The sequence below is a fragment of the Hymenobacter lapidiphilus genome (genome assembly GCF_013377885.1).
Taxonomy (GTDB): domain Bacteria; phylum Bacteroidota; class Bacteroidia; order Cytophagales; family Hymenobacteraceae; genus Hymenobacter; species Hymenobacter lapidiphilus.
Map to the genome: position 1 here is coordinate 21,048 of NZ_JABKAU010000028.1, position 24,402 is coordinate 45,449.

Here is a 24,402-nt window from a genome sequence, read left to right on the forward strand (position 1 = left end):
TAATATGCCACATGGGCTGTTTTTCCACGGTTGCACCCTGCCAATTGTGCCAAACAAAGAAGTCCCTGCTGCCGGTACCGGCAGCAGGGACTTGATGTAGTAGTCAGGCCGCTTAAAGGCACTTATTGCACGGAGGCCGGGGCGTACTCGCGGTGATGGAGGCCGGCTAACAGTTGCTGCCGTCGAGGCCGCACGCAGCCCCGTCGGCGCCGACAATGGCCTCGTGACGGGGCTGTGTTTCGCTCCAGGCTTTTTCCAGCACCTCGGCAAACAGCTCGGTCGGCTGGGCCCCCGATACAGCGTACTTGTCGGCAAAAACGAAGTAAGGAACGCCTCTTACCCCAATCTGGCTGGCTTCGTACTCGTCGTGGCGCACCTGCTGCTCGAACTCGCGCGAGGCCAGCATGGCCGCTACCTCAGGCCCGGGCAGCGCCAGCTCGGCACCAAGGCGGCTAAGTACGGCGTTGTCGTTGATGTCGAGGCCCTCTTCGAGGTAGGCTTTGAACAGGCGCTCCTTGGCAGTATCCTGGCGGCCGTGGCGGGTGGCCAGATGAATGAGCCGATGGGCGTTGAGCGAGTTGGCCGGTACCAAGCTGTCGAAGTCAAAGGCGAGGCCTTCTTCGGCGGCCATCTGGGTCATGTTGGCGCTCATCTGGCGGGCCCACTCCTCGGTGTTGCCGTATTTCTGGGCCAGGCGCGCATACTGGTTTTCGCCGGGCGTCGGGGCCGCGTTGGGGTCGAGCTCAAAGCTTCGCCACTCCACCTGCACATCGGCAGCATGAGCAAAGCCCGCCAGCGCCTTCTCGAGGCGGCGCTTGCCGATGTAGCAGAAGGGACAGAGAATATCGGACCAGATTTCGATTTTCATACGAACAGAAAGTTGTAGCGGGAAAGTCAGCTATAAGCCGGCTGCGCCCGAAAAGTTTAGGTGTCACTACCTAACGACCAGTGCCCGAGGGCCTACTTGAGTAGCCGGATGTTGACTACCTGGCCCGGTTGGCGGACCGCAAACTTGCAGTCGTCGAAGTCGGGTGGGGCCAGGCGGGGACGCACATTGTTGGAGAAGGCGAAGGGCTCGGTTGGGATGCCGAGCAGATTCTTATCCACCTTGTCGTTGTTGTTTAGATCCTGGGTGATGACTACGGCCCACTCGCCGGGTGGCAACTGCACCGGCAGGCGTACCTGCCGCTGGCCGTTGGGCTTCACCACCCGCATAAAGGCATAGCCCTTCGGCACAAGGAATGTCTCGCGCACATTGTAGAAGTACAGCTTTACGGCCGAACTCTCCGAAGCCAGCGCCGACACTACCACGGTTACCGCCAGCCCACTTTCCGGGAATACGGGGGCGGCCCCCAGGTTCGGCGAAGAGCTGCCCGAAGTTGGCGGGGTAGCTGCTACCGACGGTAGGGCGGTGCAAAACAGGCTCAGCAGAGGGAGCAGAATATGCATAAGTATAGCAGGGAGGATGGACGTCAGGTATACGGCTCCAACAGCCCGGCGGTCAAAAACATTCGGTCGGTGCCCGGCTTAAGGCTGCCCGGCTACCGTCAGAGCGGCCTCGGCCATGGCGGGCTGGCCCGCCAAGCTCACACCTTCAATCGAAGCGCGGAAGGTGCCGGCCTGGTCGGCCGTGTAAAAGCTGACCCGGGCGCGCCCCGAGGCTGGCACTGTCAGGCGAGGCTGCCAGTAAAGGGTGGTAGCGCGTGGGTCGGGCTTCTCGGAGCGGCGTGCGACATCGTAGCGCGGGGCATAAAACTCGCGGGTTCGGTGGTAAGCAGGCAGTTGCCGCACGGCCACGCCGGCGGCCGGTATGCCGGAGAAGTCGCCGAGGCCACTCTTAGTGTAGACGGCAATTACGCCATTGGCCCCGCGTACACCATATATAGCCGCGCTGGCCCCCTTAAGCACTTCTACCTGCTCAATGTCAATAACCGGAATACTCAACAGTCCATCGCCGTCGCTCAGCGGCATTCCGTCGAGAAGGAATAGTGGCTGGCTGCTGAGAAGAATAGACGAAATGCCCCGAATCCGGACGTTGTAGCTAGCTCCCAGGTTTAATACCTGTACACCGGCCACGCGACCCTGAATCAGCTCGAACACGTTCTGAAAGCCAATGGAGCCAGGAATGTCGCTGGGGCGCAGCACGGCGTCGGCCGCGCCTCCATGCAACGAGAAGGGCATACTTTTGGCCGTTTTCCGGGCCGTAATATCCACGTTGCGCAGCACGATACCGCTGGTTGAATCGGGCCGATACGCCCGCTCCATTTGCTGCTGCTGGCGGCTGCGCTGCCCATAGGCAACTACTTCAGCCGAAGCTAACGTAACGGGTGAGAGCGGAGCCGGCGGCCGCCAGCCTGCCGGAGCCGGACGGGGCCACCATTCATTGAGCTGTACCAGCACGTTGCTACTACCCTTGGGTGTGCGCGCCTGCACCAGCAGCTGTGTTGTGTCGAGCCCCTGAAAACCCGTAAACAGGAAGTTGCCATTGGCGTCGGCCTGGCTGAGTACGACGTCTTTCTGCTTACCCATTAGAATGGTTAACTCCCCATTGGGAACGGGCTTGTTATTGGCGCGTACCAGTCGGCCACCCACCGTGAGGTTGTTTTCGAGCGGAAACCGGTAGCCGGTTGCCACCGCGCCAGGCTCGGCCAGCACCTGCTGCCAAGTGAAGCGGCTCCAGCCCTGTGTCAATAGCAAGTCGTGCAGAGCCTGTTGAATCCCGGCAGTGCGGGGCTGGAGGTAGTAGCCTGGATTCTCCACGTAGCCGCGCAACTCCGAGGTAAGTAGCAAATGGGCCCGCACAGTGGTGGCGTCGCCGGCTTCGGCCGGTAGTCCGGGGGTGCCGGCCACCGCCAACGACAGCTCGGCGGGGGCGGGGCGGCCATCAGGCGTGTTTACTTCCACATCCAGCGTTACCAACTCGCGGGGGCCGTAAGTGGCTTTATCGGGCCGCAACCGCACCTGCAGCGGCCGGGCCTCGGGCACGAACACCAGCCGCTCGGCCTGGGCTACCTGCTGGCCATCGAACAGGCTGATGTGCAGTAATCCAGCCGGAGCGGTAGAGCGGGCAATGGTAGCCTGGAACGTTTCGCCCGGCCCGATCTGTCCCTGGCCAGCGTACACGGGCTGGCCTCGTACATGTGCCAGCAGTTGCAGGGGCGCTGGTGCAACTGCCGTGCCCGCCGGGGGCTGGTAGCGTACAAACACCCGGAAATCGTCGCCTACCTCGCGCACATTTAGCAGCCAGCCACTCTCGCGCACAGCAGGCAGTGGGTAAGTGACCGTCGAGCCATCGGGTAGCGTTACGCGGGCCTCGTATTTCTGCCCGGGCTGCGGCGTGAAGCCGAACGAACTCATGCCCAGCGCCGGCGTGCTGAAGCGCGCTACTTCCCGCTTATTGCCATCCACTAGTATACCGGCCAGCGCCAGCCCGCGGCCGCTGGCCTGGGTGGCTTTTACGCCCACCGTGGTTTGCAGGCCGGCCACGTAGTCGCCGCCTTCGGGGAAAAACTGCACATCGGGCTTAGTGGCGGCCTCCAGGGCGCGGGCCGTGCGCCGGGCCAGTTGTGCCTGACGCATGGCCGAGGGTTCGGAGCCGGTGCTGACCGGTGCCGACGCCTGCCACACCGGTACGCGGCGCGTAAAAAACAGCCCCTCGTCGGAGTTGCGCATCCAGCTGGTATAAGCCCGTAGCGTGTACACGCCCGAGCTTATCGTATCGGGCAGTACAATGTCGCCGGTGGCCAGCCCATCGGTGAGGGCCAGGGTGCGCTTGAACAGAACCTGACGGTTGGGGGCCACCACATCCACATACAGTACCTTGCTGAGCGAATCGGGCCGGTGGGTGCGGGCGTCGAGCAGGTAGGCCTTGAACCAGAGCGTTTCGCCGGCCACGTAGGCGGCCTGGTCGAGGTGCAGGTAGCTGGTTTCGGGCTTGGTAGAAGCATAGAATTCGGCCAGGCGGCGGGCTAGCAGCGTGGGGTCGGGCAGGGGGCGGAAGCCAGAAGCTACCGTCCCGGCCGCTAACGCAACCCCAAACAGTGTCGCCAGGCCCCTGATACGGCGTGAGTAGATGGTCTTCATATAGAAAATATAAAAAATGTGAAAAGGAACTATTTTGAAATAGTCGCAAAAAATCTGCCAATTCATTCGATCAATGCAACCTTTTATAATCTTATTTCATCAGGGTGGAGTATTGTTTCCGCTTTTGCTAAATGATCTATGAAAACACCCCGTCGACTATCCGTTGCCTTTTTCGCACTATTGCTACCCGCCAGCCTGCTGCTGGGCAGTTGCGCCAAGGACGATGAACCTGTGCCCGCGCCGCTCTACCTACTCGACCAATCGTGGCAGCTCATCGAAGCAGAGGGCAAACCGGTGGCGGTAACGGCTGGCGGTGCTGCCACCAGCCTAACGCTCAGCTCCATCGATAACCTTAGCGCGGGCCAGGCTTGGTGCAACCAGTATGGCGGGACGTTTATGCTGGTGCCTGGCACCTCCTACCTCACGTTCTCAGGGCAGGCCAGCACGCGCGCCACCTGCGCCGAGCAGCCGCAGGAAACCCGCTACCTCAACCTGCTGCCTCAGGTGCGCCGCTACACCATCAGCCAGCGTCAGCTCCAGCTGTTCGACTCGGAACACCCGTTGCCGCTGCTGGTATTTGAGGTGAAGTAGGTGCTCAGGAATTTGAGAAGGCGGTCATGCTCAGCATGACCGCCTTCTCAAATTCCTGAGCACGCACTATGCCCTTCCTTAAAACCCGATGTTGAGCACTAGGGGCTGCACTTCCCAAGTGCCAAAGTAGGAGTTGTACACCGTGCGCAGGCCCACTTCCAGAGGTGTGCGCAGCCGGAGCGGGTTGAAAACGGCCGATACATCGAGGCCGGCCGAGTGGTAGGAGCGGCGCAACGGGCCCGACTCGCCCCGGACGTAATCGAGGAATACGTTGGCCTTTATGCGCTGCACGTACAGCAAGCGCGTAAGTTGCCAGTGCACATCGGCCAAGGGCAGGCGGTACTCGCCGCTGAGCGAGGTGAGCCGGTCGAAGCTTAGGTAGGGCAGGCCCCGGGGGTAGAAAACGGCCGCCCCGAACCGGTACTCGCGCTGTTGCTGGTACTGGTAGCCAGCCCGCAGCCGCAGGGCGTGGTGCCGCCCGATGCCGGGCAGAAACAGGCTGCCCTGCGCTGCCAGCTGCCGGGCCTGCAACCCCTTGGTGCCGAAGGGGGTGTCGCGGCCGGTTAGCAGCAGGCTCTGGCCCCAGCGCGGCGCTACGTCGCGGTAGCTCTGGCGTAGCGTGCGGCTGAAACTGATGCTGCCCAGCAGCGCGTGCAGCGGCTGGCGGCCCACCTCGTTGATGAACCGCGCCGGCAGCTCGTAGCCCCGGGTTTGTTCCAGCTGATAAAACGCGCCCACGGCAAGCGAAGTCAGCATGCGGGAGGTAGTGAGCACCAGCGGCAGGCGGCTGCCCACGCTTAGGCGGGTGTAGCGCCACCGGTCCTCGGCCACGCCGCCGCCGTTAGGCAGCAGCAGGGCTGCCCGCCGACCGCCGTTTTCTATCCCGAAATCGAGCACCGGACCCAGGCCCTGGTAGCTGACATTGGCAAACACGCGGCCGGTGCGCTCGGTGCCGTCGAAGCCCAGCCCCGCCACGGCCTGGGTGGTGCTCAGCACATCCTGGGCGCGCAAACCGAGGCTCAGGCCATTGCCGCCCGGGCTCTGCACAAATCCCCAGCCATAGAGGTTGGGCGCGTGGGGCAGGCGGCGGTAGCGGCGCGGCGTCAACGTCGGCCCGGCCACCGAATCGAGGGGCAGTAGCAGGCCTACGGTAGCCGCGCCCGGCTCGCGGGCAGTCAGCTCGTCGGCGTATAAATCTGCAGGGGCGGCATCGGGCTTGCCAGTCGGCAGGGCTGCCGGCCAGTCGGCAGGACGTAGCGGCATCTCCGTCACCCGGCTGCCCTGCGCTCTTATTTCATGGAACGCCAGCCGCTGCCCGTCGGGGCTGATGGTGGCGTGGTAGCTGCCCACCGGCCGGCTGGTTACCGGGCGCACCGCGCCGGTGCTTACCTGCACGGCGTATACCTCATCCTGCCCGCTGCGGGGCGAGTTGAACAGCACGTAATCCTGCCAGGGCTGAGGGTGCGAAATGTTGTCGTTGGTGGCCGGCAGCACGGTCTGGGTTGTGCCCGATTCCACATCAAGCAGCTCCAGGCGCTTACCGGCCGTTTCCAGCCGCACCACGGCCGCCATGCGCCCGTCGGCCCCGAAGCGCGGGTGCAGGTAAGGCGCGTTGGCGGGGTTTTCGAAGGTGCGCAGCACGCGGCCGGTTTCGGTTTCGAGCAGGTGCAGGCGGTGCTGGTAGGCCGAGTCGGTGCTCACGGCCAGCAGTCGGCCACCGTCGGGCGAAAGCACGGCCGCCGTGTAGCGGGTGCGGCGACCGGGTCGGCTCAGCCGTCCGGTGGCCATGTCAAGCACCCGTAGCTCGGAGTACACCTGCTGCTGCCAGCGCGGATGGTAGCGAAACTCCAGCCACGCGGCTCGTCCACCGCCCACCGACAGCTGCTCGGGGTTGTGGTGCAGGCCCAGCACCAGCCGGGTGCGCTCGGGCTGGTCGCGGCTCAACTCCACCAGCCGGGGCGTGTGGCCCAACCCACTCTTAAGGGCCAGTACGGTGCTGTCGTTCAGGTACTGCGGGTACTGGTATTCGGTAAAGACTTTTTCGGAAGCTTCCACCGCAAAGTCACGGGCCGGTGTCAGCACGCGGCCGGTTTGCTGGGTCTTCCAGAGGCTGTCGAGCTCCTGGGTGGTTTGGGTGTAGAGGTCGTCGGAGCGCAGGCCGGTGAGACGGCGGAGCTTGTCGGAAAACGAGAACGGGTAAACCGGGAAATCGTAGTACTTGTCGAGCACTTGGGCCCAGGCAGTGGGGCCGGCGGTGCGCTTAAGGCGGGTACTGAGGTAGTAGCCCAGCACGTAATGGTCGGGCACGTAGTGGCGGAACGAGCCGCCCGTGGCCTCGGCATACGAGTAGCGCCGGCCGGCCAGCAAATTAGCCCGGTAGTAGGCCCCGAAGTTGGGAATCCGCCCCCGCCCACTCCGGGTAAGCGCCGTTTCGGTGCCCACGGCGTCGCCCTCGGCAAACCAGTCGGGCACGCCCAGCGTGGCGAGGCCCAGCCCGCCAAAACCGCCGAACAGGTAGCCCAGCTGCCCCACGCCCCGGTGGGCCTTATCGAACTGTACCACGTGGCGGTACTCGTGCACCGTCAGCTGGTCGAGCCAGTCGAGCGTGCCCACCAGGTAGGGGTTCTGGGGGAAGGTGGTGAAAAACTCGGAGTGGCGCGGCAGCAGCGTCACGAAGCCGTTGCCAATGGTGGTGCGGGTTTGCAGCACCACCGTAACGGGCCGGGCGGTAGCCCCAAGCGAGGTGGCGGCCGGCTCGTGTACCTGTTCCAGCCGGTGGGCCGTGCGCCGGGCCTGCTCCTCGAACCCTTCCGGGTATACCACCTGGAAATGCGGCGTGCGTACCTCGTACCAGCGCACCCGGGCAGGCACCTGCTGTTCAATAGGCAGCAGCGTTTGGGCCGCAGCGGGCACAGCCGCCAGCAACGCCAGCGCGGCAGAAAGTAGAATACGCACAGGCAAAACAGGTTAGCGGGCCCCGAAGAAACCACCCGGCCGGCCCGAATGCAAGCCCCGCCCCACGTCCGGGTAGGGGCGGGGTTGCGTAGGTAGGAGCGGCCCCACCCGGCCGGCAAACTTTCTGCCGCAACAATTTGTCTGTAAACACATGACCAACCTACTGAAAAACGGCTTTGCTGCCGTCTGCATTCTGCTGCTGACCGCCTGCTCCGAACGACCCGCCGAAGCCCAGAAAACCGCTGCCGCCCAAGGCTCCAATGCCGTCCGCTCGACAGCGGGCCCTGCACCGGCCGATATGACCGGCCTGGCTACGGCCGACTTTGCCGGGGGCTGCTTCTGGTGTACCGAGGAGGTATTTGAGGAAATAAAGGGCGTAAAAGCCGTAGTGTCGGGCTACAGCGGCGGCCCCGAGGCCAATCCTACCTATGAGCAGGTGGGCCGCGGCGAAACCGGCCACGCCGAGTCCATTCAGCTGTACTACGACCCCAAAGTAGTGAGCTACGCCACGCTGGTCGACGTGTTTTTTCGCGCCGCCCACGACCCTACCACCCTCAACCGCCAGGGTCCCGATGCGGGTCCACAGTACCGCTCGGTAGCCTTTTACCGTACGCCCGAAGAGAAGAAAATCATTGACGACGCCATTGCGCGGGTGAATGCCAGCAAGCAGTACGGCGACCCCGTTGTAACGCAGGTGGTGCCGTTCAAAAAGTTCTGGCCCGCCGAAGGCTACCACCAGGGCTACTACCGCCTGCACCCCGAATCGGGCTACGTACAGAACGTGTCGGTGCCCAAAGTGGAGAAGTTCCGCAAGAAATTCCCCGAACTGCTGAAGAACCCGCTGTAGGGTTCAGGCAGAAGCACGAACAGGACGCACGACCAAACAAAACGTCATTCTGAGCGAAGGCGGAGCCTTCGCTCAGAATGACGTTTTGTTTGTATTGCCCCGGATCAACCATCCACTTCCCACCCATGTCCACCCCCGCTTTCACTTCCAAGCTGCCCGATGTGGGCACCAGTATCTTTTCGGTGATGACCCAGCTGGCCCAGGAGCACGAGGCCATCAACCTGGCCCAGGGCTTCCCGGATTACGACCCGCCCCGGCCGCTGCTGGAGGCGCTGGCCCGCCACGTACTCACGCCTGGCCATCAGCAGTACGCGCCCATGCCCGGCCTGCCGCGGCTGCGCGAAGCCATCAGCCAGCAAACTGCCCGCCGCTACGGCTACACGCCCGATCCGGCCACCGAAATCACTGTCACCAGCGGCGCCACCGAGGGCCTGTATGCCGTAATGGCTGCCGTGGTGCGCCCCGGCGATGAGGTGCTGCTACTGGAGCCGGCCTACGATTTGTACGCCCCGGCCGTGCGCCTGCAGGGCGGCGTGCCGGTGTACGTGCCGCTGTCGGCGCCCGATTTCCGGCCCGACTGGGACCGGGTGGCGGCGGCCCTCTCGCCCCGCACCCGGCTCGTGCTCATCAACTCGCCCCACAATCCCACCGGGGCCGTGCTTTCGGCTGACGACCTCGACACGCTGGCTGGCCTGTTGCGCGACACCGACACGCTGCTGCTCAGCGACGAAGTGTACGAGCACATGGTGTTCGACGGGGCGCAGCACAACAGCGTATCGGCCCACCCCGAGCTGCGGGCGCGGGCCTTCGTGCTGTCGTCGTTTGGCAAAACCTACCACGCCACCGGCTGGAAAGTGGGCTACTGCCTGGCTCCGCCGACCCTCACGGCCGAGTTGCGGCGGGTACACCAGTTCATCACCTTCAGCGTGAGCACGCCCACCCAGCACGCGCTGGCCGATGTTGTGCCCGATGCTGCGCTGTACGAAACGCTGCCCGCATTTTATCAGCAGAAGCGCGACCTACTGCGCGAGCTGCTGGCGCCCACCGGCTTCGAGCTGCTGCCTTCCGGGGGCGGCTACTTCCAGGTGGCCGGTTTCGGGGCTCTGGCCCCGGGCCTCGACGACCGCACATTTACCCGCCGGCTCACTCAGGAAAGCGGCGTGGCCGTGGTGCCGCTGTCGGCCTTTTACCACGACGGCCACGATGCGCAGCTGGTGCGCTTCTGCTTCGCTAAAACAGAGGCAACCTTGCGCGCCGCCGCCGCACGGCTAACCGGCCTACAGGAGGCCGACTGGGTGAAGCAAGCCACCAAGTAGAAAGCGGGCTCGTTTATTTATCTTATTTTTAGGATATACCGCTGCCTCAAACTGCCTTTGCCTTGTCCAATCTTGCCGTTTCCTTCATCCAGACCAGCCTGCACTGGCACGAGCCGGAGGCCAACCGGCAGCACCTGGAGCGCCAGGCCTCTACCATTTCGGTTCCCACCGATCTGCTGGTGCTGCCCGAAATGTTCACGACCGGCTTCAGCATGACGCCCCAGGGGCTGGCCGAGCCCACCAACGGCCCCACCCTGGCCTGGATGCAGCAATTGGCCTCCACTCACGATGCCGTGGTAACCGGCAGCCTGATGGTGGAGGAAGCCGGGCAGTACTTCAACCGGTTGCTGTGGGTGCGCCCCGATGGCTCGTGGAGCCACTACGACAAGCGCCACCGCTTTACCATGGCTGGCGAGCATACCGTGTACGAGGCCGGCACGGCGCGGCTGATTGAGGAGTGGCGGGGCTGGCGCATCTGCCCGCTGGTGTGCTACGACCTGCGCTTCCCCGTCTGGAGCCGCAACAACCCGGCCGCGCTCTACGACCTGCTGCTGTACACCGCCAACTGGCCCGCTGCCCGCCGTACCGCCTGGATAGCGCTGCTCCGGGCCCGGGCCATCGAAAACGTAGCCTACACAATGGGCGTCAACCGCATCGGCCGCGACGGCAACGGCGCCGACTATGCCGGCGACTCAGCCCTCATTGATATGCGCGGCGAGTACATGGTCGAAGTCGGTAACCAGGCCACCACCATCACCCGCACCCTGCGCCGCGACGAGCTACTGGAGTTTCGGCAGCGCTTCCCGGCTTTGCAGGATGCCGACGCGTTCGAACTGAGCATCTAAGGTAGCACTCTGGTACCCAGGGTTTGCCGAAACGATGTAGGGGCGGGGCTTGTCCCCGCCCGCCGCCAGAACCGTCCGGATTTGAATCGTTGCGCGGGAGGTTAGGAGCAAGCCTCGTTATCCCTGCCCTCCCGAGCTTGAATTCAACAGCGCCTTACTTCACCTCCAACCGCTGCACACGCACGCTGCCGGCTTCGTTCTGGCAGCGGATCAGATACATGCCGGTGGCCAGGCCCGCTACCGACACCTGGTGCACACGAGCAGGCAGCGTTTGAGGGCGCACCGTGCGGCCCAGCAGGTCGAGCACCGTCAGACGAACCGGTTCGGTAGCTTCCACGGTGGCCTGGGCCGTGGCGGGGTTCGGGAACACGCGCACCTCGGGGCCGGAGCGGACAATTGGGGCAGGGGAGGAGGTGATTAGGCCGCCACGACCCACAAACGAGCTGATGCCGCCGGTTTCCTGGCCCAGAAACAGCTCCGGCACCCCATCGTCGTTCACATCGGCGGCGGCCGGCACCAGGCGCATATCAAACGAACCGCCCCAGCGGGCTGCTTCCAGCTGTTGGCTGAGGGGGTTGAAGACAATGTTGGTGCGGCCCGCAAACGCGGCGGGTTGGGTGCGCAAGTCAGCAAAGAACTGAATAGTGCCGTCGGTGGCAGCCGTGAGCAGGTCGGGGCGGCCGTCGCGGTCGAAATCAGCCACCACCGGGCTCAGAAAGCCGGGTAGCGTTCCATCGGAGTTGCGCAACTGGCCGTAGTCGTTGTTTTCGAGCTGAAAGCGCTGGCTTAGCTCGCCGGTGCCCGAGTTGCGGTAGTAGCGTAGCGGCCCGCCCGGGAAGGCCGCCGAGGCGCCCGTTACGCCGAGCAGCAAATCGGGGTGGCCATCACCATCCACATCGGCCACGGCGGGCATGGTGTAACGCTGGTTCGGCAGGTTGGGCAGCTCCACGGCGGCCGCCAGATCGAAGGCGGCCGGCTGGCCGGCGGCGGCCGTGTTCAGCACGTAGCTTACGGTACCGCCCCCGCCTTTCAGGCTGAAGGATGAATAGAGCAGGTCGGGCTGACCGTCTTCGTTAAGGTCGGCCAGCACTGGGCGCAACGCCGCCAGCTTGCGGCGGCTCAGGCCTAAGTAATCAGCATCAAGCAGCTTGAAAACCGGTTGCTGGCGGGTGCCCACATTGCGGTAGTAGCGCAGCGCCGCCCGGAAAAGCCCGCCGCCATCGGGACGGTTGAGGCCACCCACCAGCATATCTATCAACCCGTCGCCATCGAGGTCGGCGAAAGTAGGGGCGGCCTGCTCACCCACGTCCAGCATATCGGGGTGCAGAAAACCGGCCGGCTCGCGGGCCAGCTTCGGGCCGGTGGCCGCGCCGGTGTTGCGGTAGAGCTGCACCGCGTTGCGGGTGTCCACGGTGTCGTTGTTGTCGCGGTTGTCGAACAGGTTGGGGGCCAGCAGCAGGTCGGGCAGGCCATCGAAGTTCACGTCGGCCGGGTAGGCGGCCGGCAGGTTGGGCACCCGCGGGGCCTGGCCATTGAAGGGGGCGGGCGCGTTCAGGCCGGCCGCCGAAAATTGCGCCTGCTGGGCGGTGCCCACGTTACGCAGGATGGTGATTTCGGCGCAGTTGGTGCGGCCGGTCAGCAGGTCGGCGCGCCCGTCGCCGTCCACATCAAACACGGCCAGGTTGTAGCCCGTGTTGTGGGTGGGCCGCAGCGGGGCGGGCCGGCACTGGTCGGGGGCGAAGGTGAAGCCGCCGCAGCCGTGGCCGCAGATGCGTACGCCGCCCCAGTAGTCGGAGCCCAGCCCGAAGCTCAAGCCTCCGCAGGCTGCGGTGCTGGTGTTGCGGTACATATACAGGCCCGGCGTATTGGTGCCGAACTCGGTGGTTACAATGTCGAGGCGGCCGTCGCCGTCCACGTCTTCAATGGCGGGCATATTATCGCCGCCCACCGCAATATTGATGTTGCCGAACCCCTGAACTGCGTAGGTGAGGGTATTGGTGATGAGGCGGAAAGCCGGCCGGCCCTGCGCGTCGGGCTCGTTGCGGAACACGCGGATGTTGCTGCCCCGCTCATCGGCCGTAAACAGGTCGGGGCGGCCGTCGCAGTCGTAGTCGCGCAGCAGCACCCAGCTGCGCAGGCCTGCCGGAAACAGGCTGGCGTACTCGGGAGCGAACTGCCAGGCCCGGCCGGTAACCGTGGCCACGCTCAGAAAAGGCAGTACCCGGTTGCTGATGCGGTCGAACACCAGCAGGTCGGGCTGTTGGTCGGCATTGAGGTCGAGGTTGGAAAACTGGGGCGAGTTGAGGCCCCCGACCCAGGCCTGGCGTAGCGTGTCGCTGCCCTGCACTACTTTTGCCACCGGCCGGAACTCGAACCCGGCGCTCTGCTGGGCCGCGGCGGGTTGCATGCCGGCCAGCAGCAGTACGGCCGCCAGCCCGGGCAGCCAGCGTCGGCTGTTCGGCGGAAAAGAAATAGTCATAAGCGGATTTTCGTTTAGCTTCTAAATTTAGGTACAAACCGCATGGCAGACTTCGCGGCCCTCTACGCCCGCTTCCAGCAAGCATCAGCCGTCAGCACCGACACGCGCCAGCCCCAGGATGGCACGCTGTTCTTCGCCCTCAACGGCCCCAATTTCCGGGGCCGCGACTTCGCGCCGCAGGCCCTGGCCAAGGGTGCCCGCTTCGCCGTGACGGATGACGCCGACCTGGCCGCCACCGACCCGGCCCGCTACACCTATGCGCCCGATCCGCTGGCCGCTTTGCAGCAACTGGCCCTGCACCACCGCCGCCAACTGATTATGCCGGTACTGGCCATTACGGGCTCCAACGGCAAAACCACCACTAAAGAACTGGTGCAGGTCGTGCTTAGCCGCCGGTTTCGGGTGCAGTACACCAAAGGCAACCTCAACAACCACATTGGGGTTCCGCTTACGCTGCTCAGTATTCGGCCCGGCGCGCACGAGTTGGCCATTATCGAGATGGGCGCCAATCACCAGGGTGAAATTGAGGAGCTGTGCCAGCTGGCTGAACCCACGCACGGCCTCATTACCAACATCGGCAAGGCTCACCTCGAAGGCTTCGGCGGGGTAGAAGGCATTGCGAAAGGCAAGGGCGAGCTGTTCCGGTTTCTGGAGCAGGTAGGCGGCACGGCTTTCGTGAACACGCTCGATGCCCGCCTGCCGGGGCTGGCCGCGCCGGTGGCCGAGCGCGTAACCTACCCCGGACCCACCGATACCTACCCCGCCCGGCTGCTTGGCGCAGCCCCCGCGGTAGTTATGGAGCTCTACGACGGCCAAGTGGTGGAGGCAAAGATTACGGGCGGCTACAACTTCGCCAACCTTGCCGCCGCCGCCGCGGTAGGGGCCTACTTCGGGGTGCCTGCCGAGGCTATTGCCGATGCGCTGGCTGCCTACGAGCCCAGCAACAACCGCTCGCAACTGGTGCGCACCAGCCGCAACGAGCTGGTGCTTGATGCCTACAACGCCAACCCCAGCAGTATGGCTGCCGCCCTAGGCAGCTTCGCGGCCCGTCCCGGCGACCCGGCGGCCAAAGTGGTTATCCTCGGCGACATGTTCGAGCTGGGCACCGAGAGCGGGGACGAGCACCGCTCGCTGGGTCGCCTGGTGCAGGGCCTGCCATTCGGCACCGTCATCCTCATCGGCCCCGAGCTGGCGCAGGCCGCCGCCCTCGACTCCAGCATGCTGCATTTCGCCACCAAACCCGAAGCCGCTACCTGGCTCCGCGCCAACCCGCTGGCCAACCGCCAGGTGCTGGTAAAAGGCTCCCGCGGCATGGGCCTGGAAACCCTGGTAGAGCTCCTCTAAATCACAGATGTTGCAGATGAAGCCGCGGATAACGCAGATTTGTTCTGATAGCTGATTCGGTTGTGACTGGTTGAACGAATCTAACTACATCAGAACGAATCTGCGTTGTCCGCGGCTTCATCTGCAACATCTGTGATTAAAAGGGGCTGTTGAAATCAGCCAGCGTGGGCAATACCTGGTCTTTGGCCGAGATGGTCGGGTTGGAAACACCCCAGTCGATGTTCAGGGCCGGGTCGTTCCAAAGCAGGCCGCCCTCCGAGTGGGGGGCGTAGTAGTCGGTGCACTTGTATAGGAAAAGCGTGCCGTCTTCGAGGGCCGTGAATCCGTGGGCGAAGCCAACGGGCACGTAGAGCATGTTGAACCGCTCGGCATCCAGCACGACGGACAGGTGCTGGCCGTAAGTGGGCGAGTCGCGGCGGATATCCACGATAACGTCGAGGGCGCGGCCGGCGGCAACGCGCACGAGCTTGGCCTGGGCATGGGGTGGCTGCTGGAAGTGCAGGCCCCGCACCACGCCCCGGTCAGAGCGCGACTGGTTGTCCTGCACCCAGTTGCCCACGATGCCCGCCGCCGCCATCTTCTCGGCGCTGAACGACTCGAAAAACGCCCCGCGGGCATCACCAAACACCCGGGGCTGGATTTCGACAACGTCCGGAATATCAAAGTATTTAAACTCCATATAGTGCTGCTTTTGCTGGCGGTAGCCACTTTCGGGCCGCAAGTTAGGCAGATTTACCGGCGGCCGGCGCGGTTTTTTTCCACTTCGTTTACCACAGCCAGATACTTGTCGAGTACCAGCTGCTCGTCGAACTTGGTCACAGCTAACTCACGGCCGGCGCGTCCCATCTGCTCCAGCCCGGCATCGGACAGGCGTAGCACCTGCAGCATTTTGGCGGCCAGATCGGCGGCATCGCGCACCTGGCAGAGCAGGCCATTGCGGCCGTCCACCACCGTATCGCGGCAGCCGGGCACATTGGTCGTGACGATGGGCTTGCCCATGGCGGCTGCTTCGAGCAGGGTTTTGGGCGTGCCTTCGCGGTAGGAGGGTAGCACCGCGCAATCGGCCTGGGCGAGCAGCTCGGCCACGTTGTCGGAAGTACCCAGATACTCGACTTGGCCGGCGGCCAGCCATTGCTCGAATACGGCCCGCTTCACGCCCACGCCGCCGCTTTCATCAATGCCTCCCAGCAGCTGCACCCGCGTGCCGGGCACGGCCTCGCGCACCAGCCGGGCCGCCTCAAAGTATTCTTCCACACCCTTTTCGTAGAGCACCCGCGCAATCATCAGAAACACGAATGGCGTGTTGCGGCGGAACTCCGGGGCAGGTTGAAAGCGGGTAATATCCACGCCGGAACCAGGCAGCAAATCGGTTTTGGCGGCATCCACCAGCCCATTGCTGATGAAGAGCTGCCGGTCATCGTCATTCTGGAAAAACACGCGCTTCGGAAACTGAAACGCAAACTTGTACAGGCCTAAGGCCACCTTGCTCACCAGATTTTTTACGATAAATACCGTGCCCAGGCCCGACACGTTGTTCACGCTCGGAATGCCAGCCAGCCGGGCCGCCAGCGTGCCATATATGTTGGGCTTGATGGTGTAATGCAGCACCACATCGGGCTGCTCGCGCTTATACAGCTGGTAGAAGCGGCGCGTCAGGGCGGCATCTTTCAGCGGGTTGGTGCCCTTGTTCTCCATCAAAATCGGCACAAAGCGGCAGCCCAGCTCGGTTTCCAGCCGCGCCGAGTAGGCGTCGGGCGGGGCGATGGCCAGCACCTCGTGGCCGGCGGCCTGCAGGGCCTGCACCAGGCTGCGGCGGAAGTTCCAGATGTTCCAGGCGGTATTAATAACGATGGCGACGCGCATTGTGCAAAAACGATAGACTTGAGCTGCAAAGGTACGCGGCCGGGGCGCAGGGGCAGTGCCGGCCGTGGGCGCGGTTACGGCGACGCCGGCTTCCTGGTTTCGGGCCCGGCGTGCTGCCCGGCTCCGGCGTATCTTTGTATATGCTCTCAGTTTCTTCCGTAATTACCCGCCCCGCAGTGCTGTTGGTAGCCGCGCTGCTGCTGAACGCCTGCAGCCCGGCCGCCGACGCCTCCGAAACCGACGCCACCAAGTCCCTGCCCCCCATTCCGCCCACTGCGGCTGCTACCGAAACGCCGGCCGGGGCCGATGCTGCGGTGCTGGCGGCTGGGCAGGCGCTTTTTGCCCAGAACTGCGCCGTTTGCCATGGGGCCGACGGTAAGCTGGGGGTAAACGGTGCCCGCGACCTCACCAAAAGCAACCTCAACGCTGCCGGCCGCACCTACATGGTAGTAAACGGCTCCGTTTCGGGCGTAATGCCTGGTTTCAAGGACCAGCTGACCGACGAGCAGATTACGCAGGTGGTGGCCTACTCGCTCACGCTGAAGTAGGCCGGCAAGTAAGCCGAAGCGCAATTTGCGCCGTTTTGCGGCCAGATTGCGTTACATACCCTAGGGCCGCTGGCATGTAGCGCGAAGCTTCGGCTTCGCGTATCGTCGAAGAATATCGCACGTTACCTTTCAGTGCTACATCCGGCTTCGCACCTCCTTTCTCTACTTTTGATTACGCTTACCGATGGCAAATAAACCGACTTCCAAAGGCCGCAAAGACCAAAACAGTACCCGCCACCACGGCGCCGTAGATGGCGTGAAGGGCCGGGCGGGCCGCATCCTCACCAAGGCCGCCGAAAACGGTACCTACGACACGAGCGTAGACGAGGAAACGGCCGTGCTGGTAGCCGTGCCCAATAAACGCCAGGCCGAAGCCCAGACCACCGAATACCTCGACGAGCTGGCCTTCCTGGCCGAAACGGCCGGCGCTACCGTGGTGCAGCGCTTCGTGCAGCGCCTCGACAAGCCCGACACCCGCACGTTTGTAGGTGAGGGCAAACTGGCTGAAATTAAAGCCTACGTGGAGCACTCGGGGGCCAGCATGGTGATATTCGATGATGACTTGTCGCCCTCACAGCTGCGCAACCTGGAGGCCGAGCTGAAGGTGAAAATCGTGGACCGCAGCCTGCTGATTATCGACATCTTCGCCCGGCGGGCCAAATCGGCCACCGCCCAGACCCAGGTCGAGCTGGCCCAGTACCAGTACCTGCTGCCCCGCCTCACGGGCCTATGGAGCCACCTAGACAAGCAGCGCGGTGGCGGCGTTTCGCAGCGCGGACCTGGTGAAACCGAAATCGAGACTGACCGCCGGGTGGTAAACGACCGGATTGCTTTCCTGAAGGAGCGCCTCAAAGACCTCGACCGCCAGAGCCAGACCCAGCGCAAATCGCGCGGCGGCATGGTGCGCGTGGCGCTGGTGGGCTACACCAACGTGGGTAAAAGCACCCTCATGAATCTGCTGAGCCGCGCCGATGTGTTTGCCGAAAACAAGCTCTTCGCCACCGTCGATTCCACGGTGCGCAAGGTGGTGCTCGATACGGTGCCGTTCCTGCTCTCCGACACGGTAGGGTTTATCCGCAAGCTGCCCACCCGCCTCATTGAGAGTTTTAAGAGTACGCTCGATGAGATAAGGGAGGCCGATCTGCTGATCCATGTGGTCGACATTTCGCATCAGAGCTTCGAGGAGCACATGGCGGTGGTTGAGGACACGCTCAAGGATATCGGGGCCGGCGAGAAGCCGGTGCTGGTGGTCTTCAACAAGATTGATCAGTACGACACCGGCGAGGCCGCCTACCACGACGGCTTTGAGGGTATGAATGCCGACGAGAATGCTCCGGCCCCGCGGCCTACCCTCGAGCAGCTGCGTGCCACCTACATGGCTAAGCTGCACAATAAAGTTGAATTCATCTCGGCCCTCGACCGAACCAACCTCGACGAGCTGCGCGCACGCCTGGTGAAGCTGGTAGCCGCCATCCACAACGAGCGGTACCCGTCCGTACACCCCGTGCGCGACGACGAAGGCTGGCAGGAATAAACACCTGCAGTAGTCCTGTTTCCGATAAAAGGCCGCCATCGGGCGGGCCTGTTTACCGATTATGGTAAGCTGGTCCGCCCGATGGCGGCCTTTGTATGGGGGCAGAGCTGTGTGGTTTTCGGCTGCTACTGACGGGTCAACCCGCCGGGGCGTAGTGTAAGGTGAGCGGAACTAAGTCTCCGGCCCCGCAGCGCCCTCCGCAGCTTAGGTAGCTTCGATAGCTGATTGGTTTTATGGCTAAGAAATAGGACATTAATTAATGTAAATATATTTTTTACTGGATAAAATTGATAATTCAATAATTTAAGTCACTTTTAGGTATCGATTTCCCTTTTTCTCTCACTTGCTAGTGCCCTTTATATGAAAAGAACGTTCTACTCACTTGCTTTCGCCCTTTCTGGCCTGACAGCAATTTCGGCTTCAGCCCAAAGCAGCAGCATGAGCCGCATGACGGAAAAGACCGACCAGCAGCTACAGAACCGGGGATGTGCTGCTATGGAGGTGTTTGACCGCCAACTGGCCGCCGATCCGCAGATGGCCGGGCGCGTAGCCGAAATAGAGGCCCGCACCAGCCGCTTTGTGGCCAACCCTGTAGCTAATCGCGCTGCGGTTGTCGGCCCGGTGACCATTCCGGTGGTGGTGCATGTGCTCTACAGCACGGCTACACAGAACGTTTCCGACGCCCAAGTGCAGGCCCAAATTGATGTGCTTAATCAGGACTTCGCCAAAACCAACACCGATGCCTCACTGATTCCGGCCGCGTTTGCCGGTGCCGCCGCCAGCACCAACATTCGTTTTGTTTTGGCCAAGCGCAGCCCCAGCGGTGGTGCCACAACGGGCATAATCCGCAAATCGACGCGGGTAAAATCGTGGAGCACCAACGATGCCGTGAAACAATCCAAGCGGGGTGGCGACGACGCCTGGCCAACGGACCAGTACCTCAACATCTGGGTTTGCGCCCTGGGCAACGGGCTGCTGGGCTACGCGCAGTTCCCCGGCGGTGCCGCCAGCACCGACGGCGTAGTAGTTCTTTACTCCTCGCTGCCTGGTGGCTCGTCTGCGCCTTACGACAAGGGCCGTACCGCCACCCACGAAGTGGGCCACTGGCTGAACCTGCGCCACATCTGGGGTGATGCCAGCTGCGGCAACGACCTGGTGAGCGACACGCCCACGCAGCAGACCAGCAACTACGGCTGCCCATCGTTTCCGAAGGTTACCTGCTCCAACGGTCCCAACGGCGACATGTTCATGAACTACATGGACTACACCGATGATGCCTGCATGTACATGTTCTCTACCGGCCAGTCGACGCGCATGGATGCGCTGTTCGCCAGCGGTGGTGCCCGTGCTTCGCTGCTGACCTCGGACGGTGATACGGCCCCGCTGGCCGCCACGGCAACTGCCGAAACGCTGACTGTATTCCCAAACCCGACCGACGGCCAGCTTTCAATTCGCACCGGTCTCGATACGCCCGCTGCGGGCTGGGAAATGAAGGTGTATGACCTGCGGGGCCTCGAAATGCCCCAGGCCCGCCCAACGGCGGCCGGCAGCCTCGATGTATCGGCTCTGCCCGCTGGTCTGTACCATCTGATGATGACTAATGGGAAATCCGTTCAGCACCAGAGCTTCCGGAAGCAGTAATTTTCTTCTTAAAAGCACAAAACCCGCTCCGACTTATCGGGGCGGGTTTTGTGCTTTTAAGGGACAGTTGTAAAATGGCGTTACCAGCGCCTGAGGATATATTTTAGATTAATGTCAATAAAACGAGTTTATAATTGTAATTAATTTAATAGTTTAGGCCCTGCGAACTGCCTTTTGCAACCAAGCACCTTTTCTTCTCACCTATATCTTTCTCTTCAACACCATTCTATGAAGAAGAACATTTACTCATTGTTTCTGGGCCTGTTGGGCATGGGTGTCACGGCTGAGGCCTGGGCCCAGCAGCAAACGCTGCCCACAAAGCGCGATTGCGCGACCATGGAAGTGCTGGAGCGCCAGCTTGCTGCCGATCCTGGGATGGCCATTCGTCTGGCGGGCATTGAGGCCCAGACGCAGTCGTTCACCGATAACCCGGTGGCCAACCGTACGACGGCCGTTGTCACGATTCCGGTGGTAGTGCACGTGCTCTACAACACAAGTACCCAGAACGTTTCCGACGCGCAGATTGCCTCGCAGATTGCCGTGCTGAACGAAGATTTCAACAAGCTCAATGCTGATGTCAGCAAAGTGCCCTCGGCTTTCGCTTCGCGGGTGGCCGATGTAGGCATTCAGTTTGTGCTGGCCAAGCGTGACCCCAGCGGCAACGCCACTACAGGCATTCAGCGCAAGCAGACTTCTATTACCAGCTGGTCGAGCGACGACCGGATAAAGAGCACGGCTACCGGAGGCCTCAACGCCTGGCCGGCCGGCCAGTACCTCAACCTGTGGGTGGGTAACCTGGGCGGTGGCCTGCTGGGCTACGCGCAGTTCCCCGGCGGTTCCGCCAGCACCGACGGCGTAGTGGTAACCACCACTGGTTTCGGCCGCGGCGGCTCGTCCGGTGCCCCCTTCAACCAGGGCCGCACTACCACGCACGAAGTGGGCCACTGGCTGAACCTGCGCCACATCTGGGGTGATGCCAACTGCGGCAACGACCTGGTGAGCGACACGCCCACGCAGCAAACCAGCAACGGCGGCTGCCCATCGTTTCCGAAAGTTACCTGCTCCAACGGTCCCAACGGCGACATGTTCATGAACTACATGGACTACACCGATGATGCCTGCATGTACATGTTCTCTACCGGTCAGTCGACGCGCATGAACGCGCTGTTTGCCAGCGGTGGTGCCCGTGCTTCGCTGCTGACCTCGAACGGTGATACCGCCCCTGGTGGCACCACGCCGCCGCCCGCCGTATCGTATTGCGCCAGCAAAGGCACCAATGTAAGCTACGAGTGGATTGATTACGTAAAGCTGGGCACCATCAACCGCACTTCGGGTGCCAACGCCGGCTACTACGATGGCACGGCTACCAGCACGACTATTGCCGCCGGCTCGTCGCAGACCATTAACTTCTCGGCTGGCTTTGCTTCAACGGCCTACACCGAAAACTGGCGCGTATACATCGACTACAACCGGGATGGCGACTTCACCGATGCCGGCGAAACGGTAGTATCGGGCTCCTCATCGAGCGCTGGCACGCTGTCGGCCACGTTTACGGTACCAGCCTCAGCCAAAACCGGCAGCACCCGCATGCGGATAACCATGAGCGACAACGCCGCCACTACCAGCTGCAACAACTTCAGCTACGGCGAAACCGAAGACTACACCGTGAACATCACGGGTGGTACGGCGCGCCAGATGGCAACGGTCGAGCAGGCGGGCTACCGCGTGTACCCTAACCCGGCTACCGATGTGCTCAACATCGAAATTCCAACCGCCATCGACGCCCGGGCCGTATCGGTGAGCGTGTATGATATGCGCGGAGCCGAGATGAAAACTGCCCGCTTCGAAGGCAGCATGCTCCACGTCGAGAACCTGGCCAAAGGCATCTACCTGCTGCGTATCTCCGACGGCCAGCAGGTATCGCACCAGCGTTTCGTGAAAGAGTAGACGTAGTCTTCTCATAGCTGGACAATCAAAAGCCCCCTTCCCGAACCGGGAAGGGGGCTTTTGATTGTCCAGCTATGCAGGGAATTCGCTGGTGATAAGCCGGAAGCGACGTTATTTTACGAAGCGCTGAATGAAAGAGCCACTGCTGGTTTGTACCTGCAGAATGTAGCTCCGGCCTTCCGGCAGCTGGCCGGTGGGCACTTCCAGAGTCGTTTTACGGGCGCCGGCCGGTTGTTGCTGCTGCCATATCAGGCGGCCCGTGTTGTCCAGTATCCTCAAGGTAAAGGCACCGGTTAGTGGTTCGGCCAAGCGCACGAACAGCGTACCAACCACTGGGTTAGGATAGGCTTCGGTGATGAGTGGTCGACCCGTTGCCTTCACGGTACGCACGCCGCTGTAGGCGGCCGTGCCATCGGTATCTACCTGGCGCAGGCGGTAATAAAGCAGCGGTGCGTTGGTTGGGGCGGCCCGGTCGAGCAGCGTGTAGGCGCTGGCGGTGTTGCTGCTGCCCTGTGCCCCAACTCGGCCAATAACCGCGAATTGCTGGCCATCGAGGCTGCGTTCCACCTCAAAATAGGCGCTGTTTAGTTCTGTGGCTGTTTCCCAGCTCAGACGCACCGTCCCAGCCTCGGCGCGGGCCTCAAACTTGGTCAGGGTTACAGGAAGCACTACCGGCGGCACAACGGCGGCACAGGCATTGGCCGGGTCATACACAATATCAACTGCCTGCCCGCGGGCCAGCAGCCCAACGGCGTAAGTGTTCACCAGCACGCCGTCGCCCCCGGTGGGAGGCCCGGAGTTGTTGCCAGGAACGCCCCAACGGTGGCCGTTCGCCTGGTCGCTGGTACCGTTAGGATTGTAAGAAGGCGCTGAGAAACCCGCCGCAAAATTTCTGTCATCCCAGTACACGAAATCAGGTGCCAACAGCCCACCCGGCCGGATGGAGCGAACGGTAATCCCAGCAAAATTTGCCGATTCGCAGTCGTAGAGTGGGAAGTTGACCGGACCTACCCCGCTGGAAAAGGAAATATTGATCAAGGTAGACGTAATGACGGTGCCATTGTCCGATTTGCCATCCCAGGTGAAGACGTTATCTCCCAAAACCGTTGTCCCTTCCAGAATACGGTCAGTGGACTCCTGGTATATGTCGTCGCGGTTGCCATCGATGAAAACCACGCCGAAACCTGCCTGATCGACGTTGAGGGTGAAAGTGGTTATTTTAGTAACGGGGTCGCAGGTGGTGGTTACCGTTGGCCTGGTGGGCAGCACGGTGCTTGGGTACACGTTCGGGTCGGGGTCGTTAACAAACTGCTTGTATTGGGCGTAACCCACGTTGGCATTGATGCTCCGGCGGCGCTCCTGAAACGTAGTGCGGCCGGGAGCTGGGGATGCACCAAACTCGTTGGCCAGCAGCAATACCCCAAACGGCGTCATGCGGGAGTAGCTTACCCGCTTAACAAAGAACGACTCATTGGCGGCGTACCCACCAACCGCGTTGGGGTTGGGGATGAGCGGGTACAAGCCGAAACTGGTCGAGTACTGCGCTGTGAAGCTTCCCCCGGTAAACGACCATGTTCTGGCGTACAGTCGCCCGGTTTTTTCGCTCCTGTTTCGCACCGTGAAATCCCAGATATCGTACCAGGATTTCCCTTGAGTGGATGCTGCAAACACCTGAGCGCCGCTGGCATTTACCTGCGCGAACTCCACCCATACATCGCGGGCTACCAGTCCGGTATTTACGTAGTAAAGCGGGCTGTATCCAGTGGCTGGCAGCGTAGGCACGCCACCTACGAAACCCTTGAGACGTGGGCCAGTGGCCGCCTCGCCATAGCTGGCAATTACGCCAGGAGCAGGGGCCAGTCGGGCACTATTGGTATTGGTGCCGCCATCAATCTGCAGGGTGGTAGTCTGCAGTGTTACCCCAACGTCCATAATCTGCAGGCGAAGCCGGTCGTTCTGCACGCCGGAGGCGGTGCGGCGAAGGCCGTAGAATAGCGTGTCGCCGGGCTGCATGCGCACGTACATGCGTTCGTCGATGCTGGCGGCGGGCAGCAGAAAATTGTTGGAGTTGGCACCGTCGTTGTGTTGTAAAAAGCCAACGCGGTCGTTGGGTCCGGTAACCGGGGCCACGGGGTTGGCAGTGCCGGGCGTCAGGTTCTTGGAGCCTTCGGCCCTAACCGAAGCAAGGCCAGTTAAGCCGCAACTCAGTAATAGAAGCCCCGTTCGCAAAGCGGGTCGAAAATAAGCGGAAAAGAATTGTTTCACGGGTGCAGGGTAAAATAGAAGAAGAGGTAAAGGTGATGTCAAGCTGCTATAAGCCAACGCCTTATTCATGCTTGTAACCGCAATAATACACTTGTTTTGCTATATTATACAAAAGCCGACGGAAACAGCCTTGCGTAATCAGGT

Annotated in this window: 17 protein-coding genes; 9 read left to right on the top strand and 8 right to left on the bottom strand. The window is 62.4% G+C overall.

Annotation, left to right across the window (positions count from 1 at the left end; all coding sequences use genetic code 11):
* Positions 1-166: 166 nt before the first annotated feature.
* The 3 genes from HW554_RS14305 to HW554_RS14315 form a co-directional block, all read right to left on the bottom strand.
* Positions 167-868, bottom strand: a complete 702-nt coding sequence (locus HW554_RS14305; protein ID WP_176909255.1) for a DsbA family oxidoreductase — start codon at positions 866-868, stop codon at positions 167-169.
* Positions 869-960: 92 nt separating this feature from the next.
* Entirely contained in the window at positions 961-1,449 is a 489-nt protein-coding gene (locus HW554_RS14310) for a DUF2141 domain-containing protein (protein WP_176909256.1), read from the bottom strand.
* Between the two features lie 78 nt (positions 1,450-1,527).
* On the bottom strand, positions 1,528-4,083 hold the full coding sequence (locus tag HW554_RS14315; protein WP_176909257.1) for a TonB-dependent receptor plug domain-containing protein: 2,556 nt from the start codon (positions 4,081-4,083) through the stop codon (positions 1,528-1,530).
* 138 nt (positions 4,084-4,221) lie between these two features.
* Between HW554_RS14315 and HW554_RS14320 the strand changes: the two genes are divergently transcribed.
* Positions 4,222-4,674: an META domain-containing protein gene (locus HW554_RS14320; RefSeq protein WP_176909258.1), complete on the top strand. Its 453-nt coding sequence runs from the start codon at positions 4,222-4,224 to the stop codon at positions 4,672-4,674.
* A gap of 78 nt (positions 4,675-4,752) precedes the next feature.
* Here the strand turns inward: HW554_RS14320 and HW554_RS14325 are convergent, their stop codons facing one another.
* The gene (locus HW554_RS14325; RefSeq protein ID WP_317170882.1) at positions 4,753-7,629 is read right to left on the bottom strand and encodes a hypothetical protein; all 2,877 of its coding nucleotides are present in this window, start codon (positions 7,627-7,629) and stop codon (positions 4,753-4,755) included.
* A 151-nt stretch (positions 7,630-7,780) separates the two neighbouring features.
* Here HW554_RS14325 and msrA point away from each other — a divergent pair, with 151 nt between their 5' ends.
* The 3 genes from msrA to HW554_RS14340 all read left to right on the top strand — a co-directional run bounded on the left by msrA (position 7,781) and on the right by HW554_RS14340 (position 10,637).
* A complete protein-coding gene (gene msrA, locus HW554_RS14330) occupies positions 7,781-8,476 on the top strand; it encodes a peptide-methionine (S)-S-oxide reductase MsrA (RefSeq protein WP_176909260.1) in 696 nt (231 codons plus the stop codon).
* A gap of 125 nt (positions 8,477-8,601) precedes the next feature.
* Positions 8,602-9,792: a methionine aminotransferase gene (locus HW554_RS14335; protein ID WP_176909261.1), complete on the top strand. Its 1,191-nt coding sequence runs from the start codon at positions 8,602-8,604 to the stop codon at positions 9,790-9,792.
* Positions 9,793-9,854: 62 nt separating this feature from the next.
* On the top strand, positions 9,855-10,637 hold the full coding sequence (locus HW554_RS14340; protein ID WP_176909262.1) for an amidohydrolase: 783 nt from the start codon (positions 9,855-9,857) through the stop codon (positions 10,635-10,637).
* A 154-nt stretch (positions 10,638-10,791) separates the two neighbouring features.
* On the opposite strand, the gene HW554_RS14345 is transcribed toward HW554_RS14340, so the two are convergent.
* Positions 10,792-13,116: an FG-GAP-like repeat-containing protein gene (locus tag HW554_RS14345; protein WP_176909263.1), complete on the bottom strand. Its 2,325-nt coding sequence runs from the start codon at positions 13,114-13,116 to the stop codon at positions 10,792-10,794.
* Between the two features lie 42 nt (positions 13,117-13,158).
* Between HW554_RS14345 and HW554_RS14350 the strand changes: the two genes are divergently transcribed.
* Complete coding sequence (locus HW554_RS14350) at positions 13,159-14,460, top strand: UDP-N-acetylmuramoyl-tripeptide--D-alanyl-D-alanine ligase (RefSeq protein WP_176909264.1); 1,302 nt, start codon at positions 13,159-13,161, stop codon at positions 14,458-14,460.
* A gap of 136 nt (positions 14,461-14,596) precedes the next feature.
* Here the strand turns inward: HW554_RS14350 and rfbC are convergent, their stop codons facing one another.
* Together rfbC and HW554_RS14360 are read right to left on the bottom strand one after the other, a co-directional pair.
* Positions 14,597-15,139, bottom strand: coding sequence for a dTDP-4-dehydrorhamnose 3,5-epimerase (rfbC, locus tag HW554_RS14355; protein ID WP_176909265.1), 543 nt, complete (start codon positions 15,137-15,139; stop codon positions 14,597-14,599).
* Between the two features lie 53 nt (positions 15,140-15,192).
* Positions 15,193-16,323: a glycosyltransferase family 4 protein gene (locus tag HW554_RS14360; protein WP_176909266.1), complete on the bottom strand. Its 1,131-nt coding sequence runs from the start codon at positions 16,321-16,323 to the stop codon at positions 15,193-15,195.
* A 140-nt stretch (positions 16,324-16,463) separates the two neighbouring features.
* Between HW554_RS14360 and HW554_RS14365 the strand changes: the two genes are divergently transcribed.
* The 4 genes from HW554_RS14365 (at position 16,464) to HW554_RS14380 (ending at position 21,993) form a co-directional block, all read left to right on the top strand.
* On the top strand, positions 16,464-16,871 hold the full coding sequence (locus tag HW554_RS14365) for a c-type cytochrome (RefSeq protein WP_176909267.1): 408 nt from the start codon (positions 16,464-16,466) through the stop codon (positions 16,869-16,871).
* Between the two features lie 184 nt (positions 16,872-17,055).
* Complete coding sequence (hflX, locus tag HW554_RS14370; RefSeq protein ID WP_218134730.1) at positions 17,056-18,405, top strand: GTPase HflX; 1,350 nt, start codon at positions 17,056-17,058, stop codon at positions 18,403-18,405.
* Between the two features lie 360 nt (positions 18,406-18,765).
* Positions 18,766-20,046, top strand: a complete 1,281-nt coding sequence (locus HW554_RS14375; RefSeq protein WP_176909268.1) for a M43 family zinc metalloprotease — start codon at positions 18,766-18,768, stop codon at positions 20,044-20,046.
* 228 nt (positions 20,047-20,274) lie between these two features.
* Positions 20,275-21,993 (top strand): GEVED domain-containing protein, encoded by a 1,719-nt coding sequence (locus HW554_RS14380; protein WP_176909269.1) that lies wholly within the window; start codon positions 20,275-20,277, stop codon positions 21,991-21,993.
* 111 nt (positions 21,994-22,104) lie between these two features.
* Here the strand turns inward: HW554_RS14380 and HW554_RS21000 are convergent, their stop codons facing one another.
* Complete coding sequence (locus tag HW554_RS21000; protein WP_176909270.1) at positions 22,105-24,258, bottom strand: T9SS type A sorting domain-containing protein; 2,154 nt, start codon at positions 24,256-24,258, stop codon at positions 22,105-22,107.
* Positions 24,259-24,402 lie beyond the last annotated feature (144 nt).